Annotated in this window: 22 protein-coding genes; 12 read left to right on the top strand and 10 right to left on the bottom strand. The window is 68.8% G+C overall.

Annotation, left to right across the window (positions count from 1 at the left end; genetic code table 11):
* Positions 1-34 precede the first annotated feature (34 nt).
* The 6 genes from JNB_RS12070 to JNB_RS12045 all read right to left on the bottom strand — a co-directional run bounded on the left by JNB_RS12070 (position 35) and on the right by JNB_RS12045 (position 6,009).
* Positions 35-622, bottom strand: coding sequence for a GNAT family N-acetyltransferase (locus tag JNB_RS12070; RefSeq protein ID WP_009776758.1), 588 nt, complete (start codon positions 620-622; stop codon positions 35-37).
* Positions 619-1,041, bottom strand: coding sequence for a VOC family protein (locus JNB_RS12065; protein WP_009776757.1), 423 nt, complete (start codon positions 1,039-1,041; stop codon positions 619-621). The genes JNB_RS12070 and JNB_RS12065 overlap by 4 nt, the downstream gene beginning before the upstream one ends.
* Positions 1,042-1,153: 112 nt before the next feature.
* Complete coding sequence (locus JNB_RS12060; RefSeq protein WP_009776756.1) at positions 1,154-1,777, bottom strand: response regulator transcription factor; 624 nt, start codon at positions 1,775-1,777, stop codon at positions 1,154-1,156.
* Complete coding sequence (locus tag JNB_RS20515) at positions 1,774-3,261, bottom strand: sensor histidine kinase (protein ID WP_009776755.1); 1,488 nt, start codon at positions 3,259-3,261, stop codon at positions 1,774-1,776. Before JNB_RS20515 ends, JNB_RS12060 begins: the two co-directional genes overlap by 4 nt.
* Positions 3,239-3,685, bottom strand: a complete 447-nt coding sequence (locus JNB_RS12050) for a hypothetical protein (RefSeq protein ID WP_009776754.1) — start codon at positions 3,683-3,685, stop codon at positions 3,239-3,241. Before JNB_RS12050 ends, JNB_RS20515 begins: the two co-directional genes overlap by 23 nt.
* 308 nt (positions 3,686-3,993) lie before the next feature.
* The gene (locus JNB_RS12045; RefSeq protein WP_009776753.1) at positions 3,994-6,009 is read right to left on the bottom strand and encodes a PhoX family phosphatase; all 2,016 of its coding nucleotides are present in this window, start codon (positions 6,007-6,009) and stop codon (positions 3,994-3,996) included.
* Positions 6,010-6,142: 133 nt separating this feature from the next.
* Here JNB_RS12045 and JNB_RS12040 point away from each other — a divergent pair, with 133 nt between their 5' ends.
* A complete protein-coding gene (locus JNB_RS12040; RefSeq protein ID WP_009776752.1) occupies positions 6,143-6,895 on the top strand; it encodes a VOC family protein in 753 nt (250 codons plus the stop codon).
* Here the strand turns inward: JNB_RS12040 and JNB_RS20510 are convergent.
* Complete coding sequence (locus JNB_RS20510) at positions 6,881-7,948, bottom strand: hypothetical protein (protein ID WP_009776751.1); 1,068 nt, start codon at positions 7,946-7,948, stop codon at positions 6,881-6,883. The genes JNB_RS12040 and JNB_RS20510 overlap by 15 nt on opposite strands.
* Positions 7,949-8,046: 98 nt before the next feature.
* Between JNB_RS20510 and JNB_RS12030 the strand changes: the two genes are divergently transcribed.
* The 5 genes from JNB_RS12030 (at position 8,047) to JNB_RS12010 (ending at position 13,156) form a co-directional block, all read left to right on the top strand.
* Positions 8,047-8,799: a GAF and ANTAR domain-containing protein gene (locus JNB_RS12030; RefSeq protein WP_009776750.1), complete on the top strand. Its 753-nt coding sequence runs from the start codon at positions 8,047-8,049 to the stop codon at positions 8,797-8,799.
* A gap of 73 nt (positions 8,800-8,872) precedes the next feature.
* A complete protein-coding gene (locus JNB_RS12025) occupies positions 8,873-9,991 on the top strand; it encodes an App1 family protein (protein ID WP_009776749.1) in 1,119 nt (372 codons plus the stop codon).
* A 4-nt stretch (positions 9,992-9,995) separates the two neighbouring features.
* The gene (locus JNB_RS12020) at positions 9,996-10,856 is read left to right on the top strand and encodes an Fpg/Nei family DNA glycosylase (protein WP_009776748.1); all 861 of its coding nucleotides are present in this window, start codon (positions 9,996-9,998) and stop codon (positions 10,854-10,856) included.
* Between the two features lie 157 nt (positions 10,857-11,013).
* Complete coding sequence (locus tag JNB_RS12015; RefSeq protein ID WP_009776747.1) at positions 11,014-12,660, top strand: alkaline phosphatase; 1,647 nt, start codon at positions 11,014-11,016, stop codon at positions 12,658-12,660.
* Positions 12,661-12,817: 157 nt separating this feature from the next.
* A complete protein-coding gene (locus tag JNB_RS12010; protein WP_009776746.1) occupies positions 12,818-13,156 on the top strand; it encodes a rhodanese-like domain-containing protein in 339 nt (112 codons plus the stop codon).
* An 86-nt stretch (positions 13,157-13,242) separates the two neighbouring features.
* Here the strand turns inward: JNB_RS12010 and JNB_RS12005 are convergent, their stop codons facing one another.
* Both JNB_RS12005 and JNB_RS12000 read right to left on the bottom strand, forming a co-directional pair.
* A complete protein-coding gene (locus JNB_RS12005) occupies positions 13,243-14,814 on the bottom strand; it encodes a M20/M25/M40 family metallo-hydrolase (RefSeq protein WP_009776745.1) in 1,572 nt (523 codons plus the stop codon).
* A gap of 198 nt (positions 14,815-15,012) precedes the next feature.
* Entirely contained in the window at positions 15,013-15,912 is a 900-nt protein-coding gene (locus JNB_RS12000) for a hypothetical protein (RefSeq protein WP_009776744.1), read from the bottom strand.
* A 154-nt stretch (positions 15,913-16,066) separates the two neighbouring features.
* Between JNB_RS12000 and JNB_RS20970 the strand changes: the two genes are divergently transcribed.
* The 4 genes from JNB_RS20970 to JNB_RS11980 all read left to right on the top strand — a co-directional run bounded on the left by JNB_RS20970 (position 16,067) and on the right by JNB_RS11980 (position 19,364).
* A complete protein-coding gene (locus JNB_RS20970; RefSeq protein ID WP_009776743.1) occupies positions 16,067-16,918 on the top strand; it encodes a peptidase inhibitor family I36 protein in 852 nt (283 codons plus the stop codon).
* Between the two features lie 147 nt (positions 16,919-17,065).
* Positions 17,066-18,283 carry an ATP-binding protein gene (locus JNB_RS11990; RefSeq protein ID WP_009776742.1) on the top strand — a complete coding sequence of 406 codons (1,218 nt, stop codon included), beginning with the start codon at positions 17,066-17,068 and terminating at the stop codon, positions 18,281-18,283.
* Positions 18,284-18,394: 111 nt separating this feature from the next.
* Positions 18,395-18,715: a hypothetical protein gene (locus tag JNB_RS11985; RefSeq protein WP_237700651.1), complete on the top strand. Its 321-nt coding sequence runs from the start codon at positions 18,395-18,397 to the stop codon at positions 18,713-18,715.
* Between the two features lie 55 nt (positions 18,716-18,770).
* On the top strand, positions 18,771-19,364 hold the full coding sequence (locus JNB_RS11980) for a GNAT family N-acetyltransferase (RefSeq protein ID WP_009776740.1): 594 nt from the start codon (positions 18,771-18,773) through the stop codon (positions 19,362-19,364).
* Positions 19,365-19,384: 20 nt separating this feature from the next.
* Here JNB_RS11980 and JNB_RS11975 read toward each other — a convergent pair whose 3' ends face one another.
* On the bottom strand, positions 19,385-20,026 hold the full coding sequence (locus tag JNB_RS11975) for a dihydrofolate reductase family protein (RefSeq protein ID WP_009776739.1): 642 nt from the start codon (positions 20,024-20,026) through the stop codon (positions 19,385-19,387).
* Positions 20,027-20,137: 111 nt separating this feature from the next.
* Between JNB_RS11975 and JNB_RS11970 the strand changes: the two genes are divergently transcribed.
* Together JNB_RS11970 and JNB_RS11965 are read left to right on the top strand one after the other, a co-directional pair.
* Entirely contained in the window at positions 20,138-22,567 is a 2,430-nt protein-coding gene (locus tag JNB_RS11970) for a zinc dependent phospholipase C family protein (protein ID WP_009776738.1), read from the top strand.
* 2 nt (positions 22,568-22,569) lie between these two features.
* On the top strand, positions 22,570-23,913 hold the full coding sequence (locus JNB_RS11965; RefSeq protein ID WP_148232400.1) for a hypothetical protein: 1,344 nt from the start codon (positions 22,570-22,572) through the stop codon (positions 23,911-23,913).
* Positions 23,914-23,949: the final 36 nt, after the last annotated feature.

Below are 23,949 nucleotides of genomic sequence, written 5' to 3'. Positions count from 1 at the left end.
CGCGTCGTCGTTCTTCACCGCGTTCTCCTCCGAGTCAGGCATGGTTCAGAGCCTTCCAGTCCAAGGCGAGCATTCCGTAGGCGTACATGTCGGTCCAGCCGAGTTCGCGGTGGAGGCTGGCCTCGACGAAGTGCGCTTCGCGTCGCATGCCCACCCGTTCCATGAGGCGCCACGAGGCAGTGTTGGCGGCAAAGCAGTCCGCCTCGACGCGGTGCACCCCGAGCCCGTCGAAGCAGATCCCCAGGGCCGCCCGGAGCCCCTCGGTGGCGAGGCCGCGTCCGTGCACCCTGGGATCCATGGTCCAGCCGAGGTTCGCCTTGGTTCCCGCCGCGCGTTTGGCGACCTCGCTCTGGGCGTAGGAGTTCTGGACGCGGAGGTGCAGATCCATGACGACCTGGTCCTCGTGCTCGGCGACGAGGATCGTCGCGAGCCGCTCCGGCGTCCCGAGGTGCTCGAGGTAGACGTCGAGAGGCGGCGCTGGCTCACTCAGCCAGCGACCGACGTCGTCGCCCTGACGCCAACGCGTCCACACGACCTCGAGATCGGCGACGGTCGCTGGGCGCAGGAGCAACCGCTCCGTGCGCACCGGCCACGCGACGTCAGCCAGTGACGCGGGCGTCACTCGGCCGCGGGCTGCTCGCCGGCGATGTTGACCATCCACGCGATGCCGAACTTGTCGGACAGCATGCCGAACTCGTCGCCCCACATCTGCTTCTCGAGCGCCAGCTGCACCTGGCCACCGTCGGAGAGCTTGTCCCAGTAGCCGCGCAGCTCGTTGCTGTCGTCACCGGAGAGGCTGATCGTGATCGACGAACCCTCGGAGCGGGGCATGCCGGGAGGGGTGTCGGAGGCCATGAGGGTGAGGCCGTTGGGGGAGACGAGCTGGGCGTGCATGACGCCGTCCGCGTTGGCCTCGCCCGGGTCGCCGAAGTCGCCGAACGTGGAGACCGTCAGGTCGCCGCCGAAGACGGACGAGTAGAACTCCATCGCCTCGCGCGCGTTGTCCTGGAACTGGATGTAGGGGTTCAGTGTGGTTGCCATATTGCTGACGCTAGACCTGCGCACCGACAGCCGAAAGACCTTTGAGAACACGTATGCCGTGAGTTCACCGATGCCGTCGATCGCTCGACTTCGAGCCCCTCCGCGTTGGAGTTCAGGACCCCGGCAGGTGGTCCCTCGCCCACAGGGCGGCGCTCGTGCGATCGAGCACGCCGATCTCCCGGAACACCCGGCCGAGGTGGGCCTTCACGGTGCGTTCGGTGATGCCGAGAGCCCGGGCGACCTGCTTGTTGGCCAGGCCTTGGGCGACCAGTCGGAGCACCTGCGTCTCACGTGGAGAGAGGCGGTCGGCGACGCTGGGGCCACCCGCTGAGGGCAGCAGTGCACCGGCGACGCGTGGGTCGATCGGTACCTCACCACGTGCCGCAGCGTGTACGGCCGCGAGGAGGTCGGCCGGCTCCGCATCCTTGAGGACATAGCCGATCGCTCCCGCGGCGAGGACCTCCTTGACCCGCTCCCTGTCCGAGAAGCTCGTCAGCACGAGGACTCGGGTGTCGGGGTGGGTCGAGAGGATGGCCCGCGTCGCCTCGACACCGTCCATCACGGGCATCGACAGGTCCATGAGAACGACGTCCGATGCGGCGGCGTCGATGCCCGCCACGGCCTCCTGACCATCACGCGCCTCACCGACGACCGAGAGGCCGGGGTCCGACTCGAGCAGCGTCCTGACACCGGCCCTGACGAGCTGGTGGTCGTCCACGAGATACACCCGGATCATGTCGCCGCTCCCAAGGTTCCGTCGAGGGCCAACCGCCAGTGTGTGCCACGTCCGGGACCGCTCGAGACCTGGAGCAGCGCGTCCGGGTGGGAGGCGGCGTCGGCCAGCAGGCTGAGACCGAGGTGTCCTTCGCGCGGCGAGTCCACCGCGGTGTCGAGGTCGAACCCAACACCGTCGTCGACGACGTCGAGCACCACCGAGTCCGGTCCGTCGCGGTGCAAGGACACGGTGACAACTGCCGGTCCGGCGTGCTTCGCAGCGTTGCGCAGGCACTCCTGAGCCACGCGGTGCAGGAGCCTGGACGCGTCCTCGCTCAGGGCGAGCTGGTCCTCGTCGTCGGTGTCGACGCGCACGGCGAGGTCGTCACGGCGAGTGGCCTGGGCGAGGTCCTGCAGCGCGGCGACGACACCGGATCGGGCCAGGCTGGCCGGATAGATGTCGACGAGCAGCGTGCGAAGAGAACGGATGCTGGCCCGCACCGCGCTGGCCGCGGCGTCGAGGTCCTTGGCCAGCGCACCATCGCCATGGGCGCTGGCCGTTGCGGAGGCGCCGGCCACCGTGAACGAGGTTGCGGCCAGTTCCTGCACCGGTCCGTCGTGCAGGGTGGCTGCGATGCGGCTCCGCTCGTCGGTCGAGGCGTCGACGGCCCGCTGCAACAGTTCGAGGCGCTGTTCCTCGGCGCGCCTCACCCGCCGCAGCAGGTGCCACACGATGGGGATCACGATGACGACGAACAGCACGAGACTGCTGGCGGTCACGCCGGCGAAGCCGCGCCACAACTGGCCGGTGCGCGCCCCGACGGTGTCGTAGGACACGTAGATCTCGAACAACGCGACCTCACCCTTGGGCGTCCACACGGGGCGATAGACCTCCACCGCTTTGTCGTCCTGCTCGAACGCGTTCTCGGACTCATCGAGCGTGGAGACCTCCGCCAACGTCGACGGGTCGCTCAGGGCCGATCGCTGCGTGTCGGTCAGCTCGAACGTGCGCCCCACGAGCTGGCTCTCATCGGCGTAGAGCACTCTCCCCTCAGCACTCCACAATTTGACGCGCACGATCGTGTCGCTGAGCAGCCGGTTGCGAGCCACCTGGTCGAAGGCAGCCATGGCCTCGGGATCCCCGGCCAGCAGCTCGCTGTTGAGGGACGGCTGCACGACCGCTTCGGCCAGGACGTTGGCCATGGTGGCCGCGTCGTTGACCGCCTCCCGCTCGGCGAGCTGCCGCGCAGCTAGGGTGCCGAGCACCCCCACGACGATGAGTGCTGCGAGCACGGCGAGAGCCAGCTGGCCGAGCACGCGACGCGGGCTGATGGCCTCGGTTGCCGTCTCCGGCCGACCCTGCGCCCCCAAGGTCCGCCACCCCGGCTCGTCCGAGGGCGCGGCCGGGCCGAGCAGTTCGTCCGCGAGCAGCGGAACCTCCCCGGTCGAGACCTGCTCGACCGGGGAGTTGTCCCGTGCGGGATCAGTCGTCGGATCCGTGGCCACCGGAGTCCTCTGCGTGGTCGGAGCCCGAGTGGGAGCCGGAGTCGTCCGAACTCGAACCGGAGCGCGAGTCGTCCGAGCCGGAGTCGTCCGAACCGGAGCGGTCGCCGCCGTGGTCGTCGCCGGCCGGGTCGTCACTGACCCCGCTGGGGCGGTCGCCGCCGTGGTCGTCACCGGGTTCGTCGTGGCGGGTGCCCCGCGGACGGTCGCCGCCGTGGTCGTCCGCCGATGCGGAAGCCGACGGCGAAGCAGAGGGAGTCGCCGACCGGGTCGGTGACGGGGTGCTCGTCGTGGCGGCCGGGGAGGCCACACTCACGGGAGAGCGAACCGCAAGGCGCTGGGCGAACGAAGCGTTGCCCATGAGCCCGAGCGTCGCCGGGAGGGCGGCGGCGGCGAGCGCGGCGAGGGCGATGGTGATGCGTCGCATGGGGTGTCCTTTCCCTTGCGCAGTCTCTCAGAGAGGCTCCGCGGTAGTGGCCTGATCCCGGTTGTCCGGGGGGTACAGGAGTCACCTTCGCCGCCACCGACGGACAGAGACCATCGGTCCTTGGTCGTAGTACCTCTCCACCACCGCGCATCGGAGGAGGAGGACCGGGGAAACACGTATGCCGGGAGTTCACCTCGCAAGGGGAACTCCCGGCATACGGGACTTCAGAAACTGCCGACTTCGTGCCCGGACGGACAGCTCGCTGGCGCTCGCCGTCCGTCCGGGGCACGAAGTCGCGGGAGGTTCCGCTACTTGCCGTGGCGGCGGTAGGCGTGGATGACGCCCGGGCGGGGCTGGCCGTCGCCGCGGTAGGGGAAGTGCGAGATGACGTTCTCGGGGGTCGCGCCGGACACCTCGCCCGGGTGCTGCACCGACACGATGACCGAGTCCGGGCCGAGGATGGTCGGGCCACAGGTCTCCGCACCGACCGGCACCGAGAGGAACTGCTGCAGCTTGCCCTTGTCGGCACCCTCGAGCGGCATGACGTAGAGCGCGTCGCAGTAGTTCAGCGTGCCGGGCATGCCGTCGGTCGAGATCCAGAGGTTGCCCGTGGCGTCGAACGCGACGTTGTCGGGGCAGGAGATCGGGCTGACCTCGGTCTTGTCGAAGCCGTTGAAGTAGGTCTGCGGGTCGGTGGGGTCACCGGCGACGAGGACGATCTTCCAGGTGAAGGTCAGCGCGGCGTGGTCGCCACCGGCCTCGGTGAACTCGGTGATGTGACCGTGCTTGTTCTTGGCACGCGGGTTCGCCTCGTCGATCTCGGCGGGCGTGCGAGCCGTGTTGTTGGTCATCGCGGCGTAGATGCGGCCGTTGACCGGGTTGGGCTGCACGTCCTCGGGGCGGTCCATCTTGGTGGGGCCGACGACGCTCGCCGCGAGACGGGTCCAGATGAGGACCTCCTCGACCGACCAGCCGGGCACCTTGGAGACGCCGCCGACGACGAGCGGGAGCCACTGTCCGCCACCGTCGTACTCGCCGTCCGCCGCCCCGTCACCGTTGAGCTTGGCGACGTAGAGGTCTCCCTCGGAGAGCAGGGTGAGGTTGTGCTTCTTGTTGCCCTCCTTGTACTTGCCCCTGGAGAGGAACTTGTAGATGTACTCGTAGCGTTCGTCGTCACCCATGTATGCCGCGATGCGACCGTCCGCGGTGAGGGTCACGGTGGCGCCCTCGTGCTTGAGGCGACCCATGGCGGTGTGCTTGACCGGCGTCGAGGTGGGGTCCTCCGGGTCGACCTCGACGATCCAGCCGAAGCGGTTGACCTCGTTGGGCTCCGTCGTGACCATGAAGCGGTCGCGCACGCGCTCGAACCCGCGGCCACCGGACGTGATGCCGTAGCGCTTGAGCTTGCCGTCGGGGTCGGGGGCGCCAGTGGCGTTGAAGTACTGGTTGACGTTCTCCTCACCAGAAAGATACGTGCCCCAAGGGGTTTCGCCGCCGGCGCAGTTGTTGAGCGTGCCGAGGACGAGCTTGCCGGTCGGGTCGTCCGAGGTGCGCAGGTGGGCCGAGCCGGCGGCCGGACCGTCGACCGCGAACGGGGTGTCCGTGTGGATGCGACGGTTGCGCCTGCCGCCCTGGACCCAGCGCCACGGCGAGTTCGCGTCGCGGCGAGCGACCTCGGTGATCGTGATGCCGTGCGCGGCGAGGACGATCTCGAGTTGGTCCTCGGTGAGGTCGGCCGACGACTTCACACCGCGGAACATCAGCTCGTCGTTGGTGTACTCGTTGTTGAAGGCGAGCAGGCCCTTGTGGGCGCCCTTGTTGCCCGCGCCACCGTGCATGAACTGCGTGTAGTCGGCGTTGTAGCCGGCCTGCTCGCGCTGCGCGGCCGCCGTCTGGTTGTCGAAGTCGAAGGCGGGCGTGCCGGCGTGGAGCGGGTCGCCCCAGGAGATGATCGGCGCCCAGGCGAAGCCCTCGGGGACCTTGACCTCGTCGACCGTCGCGGGCGTGGGGGCGATGCCGGTGAAGCCGAGTGCGCTGCCCTTGCCTGCTTTGCCAGCCGGCCCAGCGGCGGCAGGTGAGGCGGCAGCGACGGACGGCATACTCCACGCCGTCAGGCCGACCACAGCGGCACCGGCACCACCGACGCGCAGGGCGGCCCGGCGCGAGACACCTGCGGCGACGATGTCGCCGAAGTACTCGCCCTCGGAGGTGTTGGGCACCGGCTGGTCGCAGGCGTCGCCACAGCGATAGAGACAGGTCATGGAGCTGCGGCCGCCCTCGTGGGAGCGGGTGAGCAGGGGCAGGAGGCGTGCGGGAGTGGTCACGTCAGGTCCTTCGTCAGGGGGCGGATGGAGGTGACTTCCCGACGCTAGGGATGGCCCGGGCCCGACCGGAGGCCTTGCGGTGAACACGGGGTGACGGCTTGTCGACGAGCCGACGGCGGAGTAGGCAGGGGGCATGTATCTCGAGAACGTCGTCGTCGACGCCCAGGACCCGCAGCGGCTCGGGCGCTTCTGGGAGGCTCTGCTCGGCACGACGACGCTGACCGACGACCCCGGCAACTATGAGACGCGGCTGGTCGTGCCGGACGGGCCGTCGCTCGACCTGTGCTTCGAGCGGGTGAGTGAGCCTGCGCAGCCGAACCCGCGGCTGCATCTCGAGGTCTACGGCGGTGCGGCCGACGACCAGGCGCGCGTCGTCGAGCGGGCGCTCGCGCTCGGCGCCAGCCACCTCGACATCGGTCAGCGAGACGTGCCGTGGGTGGTCCTCGCCGATCCGGAGGGGAACCCGTTCTGCGTCATGGAGGACCGAGCGGAGTATGCCGTGTCGGGCCCTTTGTCGTCCCTGCCACTCGACAGCGGGGACGTCGACCGCGACGTACGCTTCTGGTCGGAGCTGTCGGGTTGGGTGCCGACGGACAGCGCGATGCCGGGCGCGCTGCGTCACCCGAGCGGGCGCGGTCCGCTGCTCGAGCTGTGCCCCGAACCCCGACCCAAGCCCACCGACGCGAAGAACCGCGTGCACCTCGACCTGCGCCTCGAGGCCGGGGACGACGAGGACGAGGCGGTGGCGCGGATCAACGACCTCGGCGGCTACGAGTACGACCCGGGCTGGGGCGTTCTGCCGTGGCGACTCTTCAAGGACCCGTCCGGCAACGAGGTCTGTCTCCTGCCGGCTCCCTCGTCCGAGGCAGCCTCAGGTGGTGCGTAGCAGGCCGAGGTCGACGAGCTGCGCGATGCCGTCGTCAACGGCCCGGGCAGCATCCGGGTGGGGACCGAGCTCGGCGACCACTGCGGCATACGCGTCGTCTCGTGACACCGGAACGGCAGCGATTCCCCACAGGATCTCGCCGATGGGACCGAGCCGGACCGGTGTCTCGTCGACGAGGATGAGCGTGCCGCCCTCGCCGTGCACCGCATCCCGCCACGGCGCCCGGACGATCGGCGTGTCTGTCCCGAACTCACCCCCTTGGACGGTTGGGTCCGGATCGGGAGGGGTGGAGGTCCAGGGGTCGCGCTTGCTGTCCTTGTCCCCTGCCAAGAGTGCGCCGATGAGGTCGATGCAGCCGTCGATCTCGCTGTAGTGCAACAGGTATGGGCCACCTGAACCGCTGAGGGCCTCGGCCAGCCGGTGCAGCGGCCGGTCGAGCGCGGGCAGCGACGACGACTGCGCGATGACGGCCAGCAAGGCGTCGATGATTGGCAGTTCCACGAGTTCCGGCGCGGTGCGCTCTGGGTCGCGTTCGAGGACGACAAGGCCGGTCAGGTATGCCGGCTCGCTCGCCTTCCGCAGTCCGAGCTCGTCGGGGCTCCACTCACCTTTGTCCCAGGGGGCGTCGGGGTCGGTGATGATCGAGATCGGCTTCGGATAGGGCGCGACCCGGCCGTCGCCCTCGATGGCCACGGTCTCGTCGGTCAGGTAGCCGAAGTGCTGTCCCAGCACTCGCGCGGCGGTTGACTTGCCCGCACCCGACCGACCCACGAGGGCGATGGCCCGCTCGCCGCGGCTCAACCCGGCCGCGTGCAGCAGAACCGCAGAACCCCGCTGGCGCTGGAGGGAAGCCAGCGTGATCGCGCGCGACACGGCATACGGGTCGCTGTCGGTGACCACGAAAGGTTCGACGCCGACATCGCCGGCCCCAGCATCAGGGATGCGACAGCGCTCCCAGAGGAGGCGCAGGCGTACGGCATCGACAGGTCCGAGCGCGTCGGTGTCGAGGGACCACCTCGCACCGAACGCGTCAATGACGTAGCCCTCGCTCACCCTCGAAATCCTCGCAGGTGGTGGGTCTTTCCAAGTGGTTGGTGCATGCCGCGGCCGGGGTGATACTGGGAAAGCACGTCACGATCCGAGGAGAACGCATGACCGACATCGACACCGTGGCGGGTTCGCACCCGCACGAGGCCCTCCTCCAGGAAGTGGCCGGCGTGCTGACATCGGTCGATGAGATGGCGGACTACCTCGTCCGGGTCGTGCACGCCGTCCGTCGCAATGTCGCGGGTTGCGACGAGGTCGGCATCACCCTGCTCGTCGACGGCCGCCCGAGCACGGTGGCCTACACGACGGTGACGACCCTCGAGATCGACGCGGTGCAGTACCAGCTCGACGAAGGCCCCTGCCTCGAGGCGGCCCGCACGCGCACCGAGGTGCGGGCATCGCTCGGGCCCAACGGCAGCGCGCACGAACGCTGGCCGCTCTTCGCCGAGTCGGTGCGCCGCGACGGGATGCAGTCCCTCCTCGCGCTGCCCCTGGTCAGTGGTGAGGAGTGCGTCGGTGCCCTCAACCTCTATGGCCACGCCGCTCACGCCTTCGACACCTTCGAGGCCTCGCTCGCGCGGATCGCGGCCAGTCGGGCCGCCGACTCGATCCTCGCCGTCCTCCAGCTCGACGGCGCCCAGCGCCTCGCGGGGCAGCTCGAGCAGGCGATGGCGAGCCGGGCGGTCATCGAGCAGGCCAAGGGAGCGATCATGGCGATGCGGGGAGTCGACGAGCACACGGCATTCGAGTGGTTGCGCCAGACGTCGCAGTCCCGCAACATCAAGGTCCGCACGCTCGCCGAACAGGTGCTGACTGGCCTGGTTGCTGGCGGCGCCGCCGACGGGGCCACTGCCTGAGGGGCTCGGTGCTCGAGAGTCTCCGTGCTTGAGGGCATCGGTGCTCGCAGGTGCCGCCCACTAGAGTCGGGCCATGGCCCGCCCGCACCTCGCCGCCCTCATGGAGGACGCGTGGAACCGACGCAAGAGCGAGACGCTGCGTGACCGGGGCTGGGGCACCAAGATCGTTCCGCACACGGGTTACGGCAGCGTCGCCTTCGTGCGCGTCCTCGCCCGGGTCCTCATGTCGCGTGACCCGATGCGCGCTGCCTCCGGTGATGCGGCTGGCTCCGTCCAGTCCCTGAAGTCGGCCGAGGAGGAGATGCGCGGTTGGCGCGCCTTCGTCGCCTCACCTGCGATGGACGCGCCCGTCACGATCCGCATCGGGCGGCGCGAGATCGACGCACGCACCGATCGTTCGGGTCTCGTCGACATCGTCGTCCACGGGCACGGTCTCGGCCCGGGCTGGCACCAGGTCGAGATCACGTCGCCGCACGCCCGGCCGCGCTCGGCGTCGGTCCTCATCATCGGGACGCGTCAGACGTTCGGTCTCGTGAGCGACATCGACGACACCGTTCTCTCGACCTCTCTCCCGCGCCCGGTCATCGCCGCCTGGAACACCTTCGTCAAGGCCGAGGGCACCCGCAGCCCCGTGCCGGGGATGGCGACGTTCTATCGCGAGCTCACCGACTCGCACCCGGGCATGCCCGTCATCTACCTGTCGACCGGCGCCTGGAACACTGCTCCCTCGTTGACCCGCTTCCTGCGCCGCAACGGCTACCCGCCCGGCCCGATGCTCCTCACCGACTGGGGCCCCACCCACACGGGCTGGTTCCGGTCGGGTCAGGACCACAAGCGCTCGGCCCTCGCGCGCCTTGCCCGCGAGCTGCCGCACGTGAAGTGGCTCCTCGTCGGGGACGACGGCCAGAACGACCCCAAGCTCTACACCGAGTTCGCTGGGCGTCGACCGGACAACGTGCGCGCCATCGCCATTCGTCAGCTGACCGTCGGCGAACAGGTACTCTCGCACGGCATCCCGCTCGCCAACGACGACCTGGCTCCTGCCCCGACCGAGGACATCGCGGCACCCGTGGTCCGTGCCCCCGACGGCTATGGCCTGTCCCGCCTCGTCGCCCCGATCGTCGACGGTGATGTCATCGACCCAGAGGCCGGTGCCCGCGCACTCGAGGCCTCCGACATGTGGGGAGTGTGAAGCGATGCCCGAGCTGCCCGAGGTCCAAGCGCTGGTCGACTTCCTTTCGACGCGCACGGCCGACCTGGCAGTGACGGGCGTCGAGCTCGGGTCGATCTCGGTGCTCAAGACCTTCAACCCACCGCCCGAGGCGCTCGTCGGTGCACCCATCGACTCGGTCTCGCGGCATGGCAAGTTCCTCGACCTCGACTGCGGCGGAACGCATTTGGTCTTCCACTTGGCGCGTGCCGGCTGGCTCCGCTGGTCCGATGCCCTGTCCTCCACGCGACTGCGCCCGGGCAAGTCGCCGATCGCCCTGCGTGTCCGTCTGTCCGACGGATCCGGCTTCGATCTCACGGAAGCCGGGACGAAGAAGTCGCTCGCGGCATACATCGTCTCGTCTCCCTCGGACGTGCCGGGGATTGCGCGGCTGGGACCGGACCCGCTCTCGGATGCGTTCTCTCTCAAGGTTTTCCGCGAGATCCTCGGCGGACGCAATGCCCAGCTCAAGGGCGTCCTGCGCGACCAGTCGATCATCGCGGGCGTGGGCAACGCCTACTCGGACGAGATCCTCCACGTGGCCAAGCTGTCGCCGTTCGCGATGGCCGCCAAGCTCGACGACGAACAGACAGAGCGCCTGTATGCCGCGTTGCGCGACACGCTGTCCGCTGCGGTGGGTGCCGCGACGGGCAAGCCTGCGGCCGAGCTCAAGGACGCCAAGCGCCAGGGGATGCGCGTCCACGGGCGCACGGGTGAGACGTGTCCCGAGTGCGGTGACGTCGTGCGTGAGGTGTCGTTCGCGGACTCCTCATTGCAGTACTGCGCGACCTGCCAGACCGGCGGCAAGCCCCTCGCCGACCGCCGCACGAGCAAGTTCCTCAAGTAGCGCTGTCCCCACAGGCCGCCTTCGTGCCCCACACGGACAGCCTCGCTGCCCTTGCCCGTCCGTCTGGGGCCCGAGGTCGAGGTGCCTTGCTGACACTTCACCCGATGTCTTTGTGGGATTCTCCCGGAGTTGCCGCGCGTCCGTGAGGGTCGTGGACATGGAGACCACTCGTCGTACTGCCCTTCGCACCGGCCTCGCCGTCGGTTCCGCAGCCCTCGTTCCCGGCGCCATCCTGCTCGACCAGCGGCCGAGCGCCGCGGCCGTCATCCCGCGCTCTGACCCGTTCACCCTCGGCGTCGCGAGCGGCGATCCGGAGCCCGACGGCTTCGTCATCTGGACCCGCTTGGCTCTCGAACCGCTTGCAGCGGACGGACTCGGGGGTATGCCGTCCTCCACCTACCAGGTGAACTGGCAGGTCGCGACGGACGAGCGTTTCGAGAACGTCGTGAAGGCGGGGGCCACGTCGGCGACGCCCGCCTGGGCGCACTCGGTCCACGTCGAGGTCGCCGGGCTGCGGCCGGGTCGCGAGTACTGGTACCGCTTCCGCCTCGGGAAGCACGTGTCCCGCACGGGTCGCGCCCTGACCACCCCGGCGCTCGCGAGCTCTCCGTCGTCGCTGGCCATGGCGTTCGTGTCCTGCTCGAACCTGCCGGCCGGCTACTTCACGGCCTATCGGCGGCTCGCGGAGGAGCGCCCCGACATCGTGCTGCACCTCGGTGACTACCAGTACGAAGGGGCCGGCACCGGCATCGGCCGCCAGCACGCGGGGCCGGAGACCAAGACCCTCGCCGGCTACCGGCAGCGGCACGCGCAGTACAAGACCGACCTCGACCTGCAAGAGGCCCACGCCGTCGCTCCGTGGCTCGTGGTGTGGGACGACCACGAGGTCGACAACAACTACGCCGACGACCTGGCCGACCGGCCGGTCGAGCAGCCCGGGTTCATCGACAGGCGCGCCGCGGCCTACCGGGCGTACTACGAGAACATGCCGCTCCGTCGACGCTCGGTGCCCGCCGGCCCGGACCTCGACCTCTACCGTCGCAGCGGCTGGGGCGACCTCGCGACGTTCCACATGCTCGACACGCGCCAGTACCGCTCCAACCAGGCGTGCGGCGATGGCTACAAGAACTGCCCCGAGGCGGACGACCCGACGCGCTCGCTGCCCGGTTTCGAGCAGGAGAAGTGGCTGCTCGACGGGTTCCGTGACTCCCGCGCGAAGTGGGACATCCTGGGACAGCAGGTCTTCTTCGGGCGCCGCGACAACAACCCGGACCCGGCAACCACCACTGTGGGCATGGACGCGTGGGACGGCTACCGGGCCTCCCGCCAGCGCATCACCCAGGGCTGGGTCGACGCCGAGGTCCGCAACCCCGTCGTCCTCACCGGTGACGTCCACGCGCACTGGGCCAGCGACCTCTACCTGAACTACGACGAGGCCGCGAGCACGAAGCCGGTGGGGTCCGAGCTCATCACGTCGTCGATCACCTCTGGTGGCGATGGCTACGACGAGGCCGACGGGACGCACCCCTGGGCGGAGTGGAACCCCAACCTGCGCTTCTGGACCAACCTGCGCGGCTACGTCTCCACGACGATCACCAAGACCGAGATGACGGCGCGATTCCGCTGCGTGCCGCAGGTGACGGTGCCCGACGCCGAGGCGTTCACCCGCGCGACGTTCGTCATCGAGGACGGCGTGGCCGGGCTGCAGCAGGTGCAGGCGGCGCCAGTGCCGCAGCTGCGCTCGAGCCGCACCGACGAGCAGAAGATCGCCGACACCATCGCCTCCGAGACCCATGCCTACTAACGCTGCACGCGCCAACACTTTTCGTCCAATAGGGCACGAATGGTTTCGCCATTCGCGTCCTATTGGACGAATGTGGCTACGGTCCGGGCCTCGCTTATCCGCCCCGCGCGAACGGGCACGAAGTTGGTCGCTTGGGGATTGGCGTAGCGTCGTGGGTATGAGTGACTTCTCCCAGATCCAGGTGGCCGACCTCGCCGACGACGCGGTCGTCCTCGACATCCGCGAGCAGGACGAGTGGGACCGCGGGCACGCGCCCGGCGCCCTGCACATCCCCATGAGTGAGCTGCCCGCCCGCGTCGATGAGCTCGCGCCCTTCCTCGAGCGTGAGGAGACGGTCATCGTCACCTGCCGCAGTGGAGGTCGCGTCGAGCGCACGCTGCCGTGGCTGGCGCAGCAGGGCTACGACGTGGCCAACCTCGACGGTGGCATGCGCGCCTGGCACGCAGCCGGCAAGAAGATGGAGACCGCCGATGGCAGCGAGCCCCAGGTCCCCTGACGCTTTCTGACACACCATCGCGTATGCCGTGGGGCACCGTTGTCGTGAACGGTGCCCCACGGCATACCCCTCTGTTGTGAAAGACCTCAGGCGCGGAAGCGGGCGAAGACCTCGTACATGAAGTCGGTGCCCTTGGTCAGGGCGTCGACGAAGATGCGCTCGTCGTTGCCATGCATCCCGATGAGCTGGTCGTTGTCGATGACGTAGGGGTAGACGCCGTAGCCGGGGATGCCCTTCTCGCGCCACGGACCCAGGCTCGTGCCCGCCTCGAAGAGGGCCGGCGTGAAGACCGCCCCCGGGTAGGTCTTGACCGCTGCCTGCGAAATCCCCTGGAAGAGAGGGGTGTTCACGTCAGCCGGCGGAGTGGCCCAACGCTTGTCGAGCGCCGCGAGCGTCTGCTCCTCGGTCTCGCCAGCGGCGCCGGCCAGCGTGACCTCAATGTCCCGCTCGTCCATCATCGAGCGGATCGTGGCAAGGAAGTCCCGTGGCTTCTGGCCGCCAGGGATGCCTCGGCAGTTGACCCGCACGTGGGCCTCGGACGGGATGACGTTCTCCTTGTAGCCCGCGTCCTCGATGACGAACGCCATCGTCGTCCGCAACAGGGCGGAGTGGAGGTAGGGGTAGTCGGAGAGCTTGACGACGAGGGCAGCGGCGCGTTCCAGGGCTGGCTGGCTGCGGGCCTTGAGCATGAGGCGCAGAGCGCTCGCGAGCTTGCGGTCGTCGGTGGCGCGGGCGAGGGCCTCGAAGTAGGCCCGGGTGACCTCGGTGAGGTGCACGGGTGCCTTGACGTCGCCGAGGTCGGCGACGGCGCGGGACAGCCCGACGATCGCCGAGTCCGGCATGGGCTTGCTCGAGTGGGTCGCGGTGCCACGGGCCTTGAGGTCGAGGTTGAAGTAGACCTTGTCCTGGCGGGTCACCGTGATGAGCATCGGCGTCGTCCTGTCCGACTGGGCGAGGAACCAACCGCCTTCGGTGAGGACCATGCCGCAGTCGAGCTTGTCCCAGTGTTGCTGCGCGAGCCAACCCGAGCCGTAGCTGCCGGCCTCTTCGTCGCAGTCGGTGAGCACGATGATGTCGCGGTCGAACTCGGCGCCCTCGGAGAGGTGGCGGAGCAGGGCCGCAACAGACGCGGCGTTCGCGCCCTTCATGTCGAGGGCGCCACGGCCATAGATCTCGCCGTCCTTGACCGTTCCGGCGAACGGGTCCTCGGACCAGTTCTCGCGCTCGACGGGGACGACGTCGGAGTGGCCGAGGAGGAGCAGCGGCTTCTGCGTCGAGCCGGCCTTGCCCGGGATCCGGGCGATGAGGTGGACGTTGTCGGGCTGGGGCGTGTCGATGATCTCGGCCGGAACTCCGGCGCCCTCCCAGACCGTCTTGAGCCACTCGGAGTGGGGGCGGGTCTTGCCGCCCTGACCGAAGTTCTGGGTGTCGAAGCTGAGCATCTTCTTGAGCAGGGCGAGTGGGTCGAGGGGTGCCGCGGCCGATGCTGCGGACCGGCCGGCACCGGGCGTTGCGCCCGCCCGCAGTTTGGTCCCGGCCGTGGTGCCGAACGCCGCAAGCGCTGCGACCCCTCCGGCACTGGCGACAAGGGTGCGGCGGTTGAGATGCCCGCCGGCACGTTCCTGCTGTTCTGGGTGGTCCTGGCGTTGCTGGTCCATGCGTTGGGCTCCGATCACACGACGTTGTGCTGACTCGTGCGACGTTGCGGCGTTACGCGCAGGTAGTCACCCAAGGCCGGGTCAGGGTCGTCGAGCGGGCCGTCCTGACGGGGTGACCGGTCGGTTCATCGCGGTGATCGGTCGTTGCGCACCTCGGGTGTCCGAGACGTGGTCACCACCTGCCAGAGGGACCCGGGCTCACTGGGGCAGGGGCCGGATCGAGTTCGAGATGCGCACCTGGTCCGGGGTGACCCACGGCTTGACGATCTCGAGGATGCGAGCGCGCGTGGCGGCATCGACGACCACTGCCTCGACCTCGAGCGCGCCCATGGAACCTCCCGAACTGAGCAGTCCGAGGTCCTTGAACCTCTTGCCCAGGGCCTCGTGGGCGGCGTTGATGGCGGCCTCGGTCGGGCCATCGCGCTGCTCGACGCAGAGTCCGCCCTTCCAGACCTTGCGGATCTCGCGCTGCGCAGCGGCAGCGTCGCCGGTCACGAGGACGTTGAACAGGGAGGACACATAGGACGCGACATAGCCGTCGAGGGTGGGGAGCAGGGTCGTGAGCGCATTGGTGTCTGCCCCGGATCCGCCGGCACCCTTGCTGCCACCCCCGGCATACGGGTCCTTGCACAACTGTGGGAAGTCGACCCCGTCCGAGGATGGCTCGGTCATCCCCGCAGGTGCGGTCATCGCGATGGGTCGGGTCAACGTGAAGGTGCCGGTCGGCCCAGCCTTGGGGTCGAAGCGGCCGACCGCCCACACCGAGGCGTTGGTCCAGGTGATGCCCCGCGAACGCTCGGGCTTGAGCCCGTCCCAGGAGAACTCGCCCGCGAACGTGGGGCCACCGCACTGAGGTGGATAGGAAGTGTTCACCCCACCGACGCAGATCTCCACCGGCGCCGTAGTGCTGCGCTGCATGAGCATGCCGTGGGCGACGACCTCGCGACTCAGGTCCACGTCGATGTCTGCGACCGGGCTCGCGGACGAACTGGGCGAGAGTGACGCGGCCGGCGGTGTGGTGCGCCCCTCCGACCCGCACCCGGCGAGGGCTGCAGAGATCACCACGGTCAGCGTGAGGGTCGTCCTGAACTGGCGCATGCGAGTTGGACGCAGAGTCGTCGGCCAAGGTTCCCCCGCTGGTAGCCCGGCTCAACGAGCGGGAATGGCCACGGCATACAAGACTTCGTTGCATGCGGGCAGCAGCCCGCGGGGCGGCGGGGCCTCGGCTCCGCCCTGGAGAAGGAGAGCAAGGGTGAAGAAGAAGATCGCGTATGCCGGTCTCGCCGGAACGCTTCTCAGCGTCGCCGTGATGACGGCGACCGCACCTACTGCGCAGGCTGCCGCTCGTGACGGCGTCTGCGACGCGGGGGAGTTCTGCCTCTACTACAACAGCGGTCAGCTCGGATCGGTGTCGGACTTCACGACCTCGGTCGGCGATTACGGTGCGACACAACCGGATTGCTATGAGTTCAAGGGTGCGGGCGCCGGTCAGGGCCTGTGCGTCAAGAACGCCGCGGCGTCGGTGTGGAACAGGACGTCCGGCACGGTCACGGTCTACTTCAACAGCAATTACGGCGGCTCGAGCCAGGCGGTCGCCACCGGCGTCAAGGCCAACCTCAACGCCACGTTGAAGAACCAGAATGCTTCGCACCAGTTCGGGTCATCGAGTGGCAGCTATGGAGCTCCGGGCACCAATCCCTACCCCTCGGCGGCGACGGTTGCCCCCGCGGCCACACAACGCACGCAGTTCGTCGACAACGAGATCGCCCGCCTCACGGGTGAGACGCAGTGCTACGTCGGCGCCTACCGCAGTTACCAGGCGGCGACGTCGAACCACAACACCGGCAACGCGCTCGACTGCACGATCTCCAACGCCATCGGCACCTACCCGACCGCGGCCCAGAAGGCCCAGGGCTGGAAGCTCGCCGAGTGGCTCAAGCAGTACGCGGTCCGACTCCAGGTCCGCTACGTCATCTGGGACGGGAAGATCTGGAGCGTCGCTCGCTCCTCGGAGGGCTGGCGCACCTACACCGGTGGCTCCGGCGTGACCGACGGTCACTACGACCACGTCCACGTGTCGATCCAGAACCCCTACGGCGACTGACCGACCGGCACAGCCAGACCAACGACGGCGTATGCCGTGTGCTCACGTTGGGCACACGGCATACGCCGTTCGTGGGGCCCGCGACACGGCATACGCCGTTATTCGGATGTATGCCGTCCGCCCTAGACATGCGGATACGGTGCCATCGTGGACCCCATCCGGAACCCCTATGCCCCCGGCGCCGGCCAGCGCCCGCCCGAGCTCGCCGGTCGCGACGAGCAGCTCGACGCCTTCGAGGTCGTGCTCGAGCGCATCTCGCGGGGACGGCCGGAGCGCTCGATCGTGTTGACGGGCTTGCGCGGTGTCGGCAAAACGGTGCTGCTGAATGCGCTGCGGTCCACCGCTGTTCGCGCGAAGTGGGGGACTGGCAAGCTTGAGGCGCGTCCGGACCAGTCGCTGCGGCGGCCGCTGTCGTCGGCGTTGCACCAGGCTGTTCGCGAGCTCGGCCACCCCAGCGATGACGAGGTGCAGCACGTCCTCGGCGTGATCAAGGCGTTCGCCCAGCGTGATGCACCCGCCGGGACGAAGCTGCGCGAGAAGTGGAACCCGGGCATCGATGCACCGGCTGCCTCTGGTCGCGCGGACTCGGGTGACATCGAGATCGACCTCGTCGAGCTGCTCACCGACGTGGGCGGGATGGCAGCCGACACCGGTCGCGGGATCGCGGTGTTCATCGACGAGATGCAGGACCTCGGGCCCGATGACGTGTCGGCGTTGTGCGCGGCGTGCCACGAGATCTCCCAGTCGGGGCTGCCGGTCATCGTGGTGGGTGCGGGACTGCCGCACCTGCCGGCGGTGCTGTCGGCGTCAAAGTCATACTCCGAGAGGCTTTTTCGCTACTCGCGCATCGACCGGTTGCCGCGGGCGGCGGCCGACGCGGCACTGGTCGTACCCGCGGAAGAGGAGGGTGCGGCATACGAGCCAGCGGCTCTCGATGCGCTGTATGCCGCGACCGGTGGGTATCCGTACTTCATCCAGGCCTATGGCAAGGCGGCCTGGGATCGGGCGCCGAAATCACCCGTGACGGTCGACGACGTGCGGGTCGCTGCGCCGGAGGCCGAGTCGGAGCTGGCGGTCGGGTTCTTCGGGTCGCGGTTCGAGCGAGCCACGCCGGGGGAGCGCGAGTACCTGCGCGCCATGGCCGACGTTGCTGTTGCCATTGCGGAGGGTGGGGTCGAGGAGCTCGACGAGATCGAGTCCGTGCCGACCTCCGACGTGGCAGTGCATCTGGCGCGCAAGCCCCAGTCGTTGTCGCCGGCACGTGATGCGCTGCTCAAGAAGGGGCTCATCTATTCGGGGGAGCGCGGACGCATCGCCTTCACCGTGCCCCACTTCGGCCGTTACCTCCGCGAGCAGACGGCCTGAGCTGCCATGACCCTGACTCTGGATGGCGACAGCGAATCGCGTGAGGCAACCTGCAACCACTGCGGCAGGCAGTACTCGACAGTGTCATCGTTCGTGCTCAAGGACGGGTCCGTGTACTGCGTGGCAAAGACCGCGTTGCACGATCACGACGGCCAGGAAGCGTGGATCGACGTGGTCTTCGGAACGTTCGAGGACGGCGTCGATGACCACATCTCCTTCGGTTGTCGCGTGGGCCCTGTCGAGGCGTCGCCCGAGCCCGCCGCCACGGCTGTCAACGCCGCCCAGACCTACGGCGACTCCGCCTTCTGGGGACAGAAGCTCACCAGGGAGGAAGCCCTGGCCCACCCCCGGATCAGCGAGTTCTGGAGCGTCGTCGACTTCCTGCTCGTGAATGAGCCGCTCATCGAGCATCACGTCCATCACCACTCATGAGGTGGGACGACCGCTGAAGAGCACGGAGCCAGCGGTCCACCGCTAGTCTCGCCGTGTGCCCGAGTTCAGCTGGCGACCGGCCAATGAGGCGACGGACGAAGACGTCGAGGCCGTCTTCGAAGCTGGTGGCGCCCGCAAGTGCCGCTGTCAGGCGCTCAAGGTCCCGGGCTGGATCTGGCGCGACACAACTCAGGAGGAGCGGGATGTTGCGCTCCTGGAGCAGGCCGGCTGCGGCACGGTCGGCCCCACGTCCGGGCTCGTCGGGTACGCCGACGGCGAGCCAGCCGGCTGGGTCGCCGTCGAGCCGCGGGAGAACTACCCGAGGATCTGGGCCCGGCAGAAGTCGTGGATGAGGTCGGACCCCGACCTCGAGGGCGTCTGGTCGGTCACCTGCTTCGTCGTGCGCAAGGGCTTCCGTCGACAGGGTCTGATGTACGAGCTCGCCGCGGCAACCGTCGAGTACGGCAGACAGGTCGGCGCTCGCGTCCTCGAGGGCTACCCCACTGAGCCGCCGCCGGGAAAGACCGTGATCTGGGACGAGGCCTCGGTCGGGCTGCTCCAGGTCTTCCTCGACGCCGGATACGAGGTCGAGACGTCACCCACCTTGCGCCGAAGGGTGGTGCGACACCACCTCGGTGCCTCGTCCTGACGAGCACTTGCGTCCCGGCGTCACCGAGCGCGGCGGTTCCAGATCTGGTGGGTGTAGCCGTTCGCTCCGGAGATGGAGTCGATGTCGAAGCGGTCCTGGATGCCGGCAAGGCCCTGCCAGAGCGCCTTGCCGCTACCGAGCACGACCGGCACATTCACCACGTGCATGGTGTCGACGAGGTCGGCCTCCAAGAACTGACGAACGGAGGTGGGGCCGCCACCGATGCGCACGTCCAGGCCGCCAGCTGCCTCGCGGGCAACCTCAAGGGCCTCTGCGGGGCCTGCATCGATGAAGTGGAAGACCGTCCCGTTGTCGAACTCGATGGGCTCGCGCTCAAAGTGCGTGAGGACGAAGACCGGTGTCATGAAAGGGGGCTCGTCGCCCCACCAGCCACGCCACCCGTCCTCCGGCCACGGGCCGGTCTGGGGGCCGAACTTGCCGCGGCCCATGATCTCGGCGCCGATGCCCTGACCCCACGTGGACGTGAGGGCACGGTCGAGGGTGAACGGTGCATCGACCGGACCGAAGCCGTGGATGAACCGTCCGTCGAACCCGCGGAACAGGGCCCCGGCCTCGCCGATCGGCTTGTCGAGGGTGACCTCGTCACCAGCGGCGAAGCCGTCCGTGGAGACGAACAAGTTGTGGATCCTGGCCTTGGACATTTCTGGAGGCTAACAGCGCCGCAGAGAAGCCCCTAGGGGCTGAGGTATCTGGCGTCCGCCTGAGCGCTCCTCTCTCTCGTGAGCCCATTGGTTTCGAGCTAGGAGGTCGGCATGCCCGGTTGGTACGTCCACATGGAGGCCGCGCACGACACGGCAGCCCGACTCCGCACCGGCACGGTCCCCGGCGGCTTCCCCATCCCGACCGGTGAGGCCCAGGCGATCGGCGAGCACTGCCACACCTGGCGCAACTACCTCGAGCTCGGCTCACTCGGACCCGACCTCTTCTACCTGCTCCCCGACTTCAAGAACACGACTGGGCAGGTGATTCGGCAGGTCGTCCAGTGGGCGCTCGACGTGTGGGAGGTCCTCGACTCCGAGTTCGTGTCGAAGTGGGAGAAGTGGATCGACCCCATCTCGACCAACAACTCACAGCTCGCCTCGCAGCTGACCGGCGGGCTCTCGACCCAGCTCGCCCAGGTCCTCGACGAGGTGATCTCCTCCCTCATGTCCGCCTTCAAGGGGCTCCTTGCCGAGATGGGCGACTGGTTCGGAGTGCTCACTTCCGGTGTGCCACAGGCATTTGGGGACGATGCCTTCTACTGGTCCGACATGTTCCACTACCGCCGGACCTACCAGTTCCCCTTCGTCCTGTTCAAGCAGGCCAAGGACGCGCTGGCCAACGCCGGGACCGACGAGGAACGTCAGGACGCGGAGGCGCGCATCGCCTTCGCCGTCGGGTGGATGTCGCACTGCGCGACCGACGTCACCGGCCACGCCTTCACCAACGCCAAGTCCGGGGGTCCCTATCGCGACCACTGGCAGCGCCACCACCTCGTCGAGAACCACATGGACTCCGAGAACTACGGCGCCCGTCACCCCGGCCCGCTCTACGGCGAGTACGGCACGTCCGCGCTGCACTTCCGCCTCGCCTTCCGGCACCGCAACGACGCGCCCTACAACGGCCGCGACGACGCGCCGGCCTACGACTACTGGACCGGCTTCCCGGCCTACGACAACGGTGACGGACCCACGGCCACGGCCCACCGGCATACCTTCTTCGATCTCGACACCGGCCCGCTGCCCGGCCACCTCGTCGAGGGACTGCTCGACGCGATGTCGTCGGTCTACGGCACCGACGGGCCGCACATCCTGCTCCAGGACCCGCCGTTCTCGGCGACCGATCCCAACACCGGCAACCCCGACGGGCGGCCCAACGAACCCGCGATGGCGCAGATGTGGGAGATCGTCTACCGCTACCTCAAGATGTCGAGCTCGGACGCGATCAGTCTCCGGTTGCCGCCTCCCCCAAGCGTTTTCACCGATCACTCGTTCCCGACGCCTCCCGGCGGAGGTGGCTCCGGCATCGACGATGACCCGAGCCGTGGTGCGGACGTGGACGACGACGACTCGTTCTCGCTCCTCGACCTGTTGCTCGCGCTCTTCGCGTGGATCGTCTACATCGGCCAGGTCATCGTCTGGCTGCTCACCGTTTTGCCCGGCCTCATCATCGACATCACGACCTTCCCGGCGCGCGAGGTCATCTACTGGGCCGTCATCGTCCCGCTGTGGAACCTCTACCTGCTCGCCCGCCGCGCGCTCGTGATGTCGGGCTTCGCGATGCCCAAGCCTGCCGAGATCAACCCCGGCCTCACGACGCTCGGCAATCTGGGGACCTACGACATCGCGTCCGCTCTGGACAACCCCTTGGGTATGCCGTCCGCTCCCCACCCGGTCACCGAACCTTCCGGTCGACTCACCTCGACCGACCCGCGCGGGCTCGACCAGGCCTATCCCCGCGGCATCGTGAGGGACCTGCCGAGCGCCATCAGCCGGACGGACCTCGTGGGTGCGCTCGGGCTCACCGGGCCGCTGCGCTACCGCGGTGACGCGACGAGCGACGAGTTCAAGCCGTCGGAGTGGATTGCTCCGTGGCGCTATCCGCTCACCAACCAGGCCGGGGCGGGTGTCGCGCAGGAGGGGGCGGAGACACATGCCGGGCCCTACGTCGTCGGCTCGAACTCGACGATCCTGCTCTCCGCGCTCCTCGGCGACAACGGCGCGCGGGCCTCTCTCGAGAAGGCTGCGTCCCCGGCCGACACCGAGGCCGCGCTCAACCTGCACCTGCCCAGCGACCAGCACCTCGGCGGACCCATCGACTACGGGCTCTATCTCGTCGGTCGCATGGCCGTCGCGGCCAAGGCCGGTCAGGTCGAGTTCGACGTCCCCGACTTCAACCTCGACGCCGACCGCGGCTACGCCTGGCACTGCTGGGACTGGGACCGCAGCAAGGTCATCGCCACACCCGACATCAACCCCGTTGGCGCAGAGGACTACTCGTACCGACAGCCCTGCACCTCCCCGCAGTTCTTCCACGCCGACCACGACCTTCCGGCACTGCCCGGCCAGTGGTACGTCGAGACGCAGGACCTCGCCGTCCACTACCTGCCCGGCGACGGGCCACCGAAGTGTCTGGAGAAGAACAACCACGACCTCGTCACCGACCCGAAGTGGCGCGACCGCATTCCGGAAGGGAGGGGATGACCATGCCCCGCACGACCAGACGCCGTGGCAACCGCGACAACGAGAACCCGGTCCTCACCCCCAAGGAGGACGAGGCCCAACGCGGGACCGACCCGCCCGGATCCTTCGGGCACGTCGACCCACCGAGCGGGGACCTCGCACCCGACTGGAAGCCCAGCGGCACGCCGGACGACGCCGAGGAGCTCATCAAGAAGTACGGCAGCCGTGAGCACCGGCCGCGACGGGAGGACGTCTACCCGTACCTCCTCATCCGCGCGTTCAGCCCGGGCGACCGCGGTGCCCGTCCCACATGGCCGCCCGTCCCGTGCTGGGAGTCCCCGGACATCGGGCTCATCGACGCGGCCTGGAGCGGCCCCTACGACACGAACCAGCTCGTCGCGAGTCCCACCGCCGGTCGCCGCTACCGGGTCTTCGTCCGCGTCTGGAACCTCGGACTGCTCCCGGCGATGGGCGTCCACGTCCGAGCGTGGGCGGTCAACCCCGGCTTCTTCGGCGGGAACCCGAACAACCCGGCATACCAACCGGTTCCGATCGGCGGGGCGATGGTGCGCCTTGAGGACCGCACCCGGCCCGGGTCCATGGCCGTCGTGGAGCTCGACCACACGTGGGACATCCCGTCGACCCTCACGGGCCACGAGTGCCTCATGGCCACGGCCAGCTGCCCGCTCGACCCGTGGAGCGGTGTCCTCGACGCCAACAACGACCGGCACGTCGGACAACGCAACCTCACGATTCTCGCGGGAGCCGAGAGCGCGAAGGACATGCTCTTCATGCTCGGTGGTGCGATCGCCAAGGGCGGCACGTTGGAGCTCGTCCACGGTGGCGCAGCCGTCGTGCCGATGTTGCGAGGCGTCCTTGGCACGGCCAAGTCCGAGTTCGGACCGGCGACGCGTCTGCGGGCACCGGGTGCGAGGGCCTTCCGGCTCGGCATCGACATCGGGACAGGACGACACCTGCTGACGATGTTCCAGGTCGAGGGCGGCTGGCTCCTCGCGGACTCAGCGCGTGCCTGGGCCCTCATCGAGAAGCGCGGCCTCCTCCGAGGGCGTGGCTACGAAAAGGATGAAGCCGCTCCTCACCCCTTCGCGACGCCGAACGGCAGTCGCCGCCTCATCGAGAAGCTCGGCCCGAAGTTCTATGAGGAGATCGGTGTCATCGTCGACGGCGACTCCGGTGAGGCCCTGCTCGAAGGACTGATGCGGCTCTGGGACCTCCAGGGTCTCGACGCCGTCGACCTCGCCCGCGCCATCGCCGGAGACAAGCCGGCCGCCCACCTGCTCCGCTTCGCCCACGTCGACCGCGAACTCCAGGAGACCGGCGGCTACTCCCTCACCCTCCTCGGCTGACACGCGGAATCCCGACGGGACCGCACGGCATACTCC

The sequence above is a fragment of the Janibacter sp. HTCC2649 genome, assembly GCF_000152705.1.
Classification (GTDB): domain Bacteria; phylum Actinomycetota; class Actinomycetes; order Actinomycetales; family Dermatophilaceae; genus Knoellia.
Note: the sequence above shows the minus strand (reverse complement) of the source record. Positions and strands in the feature narration are given on the sequence as shown.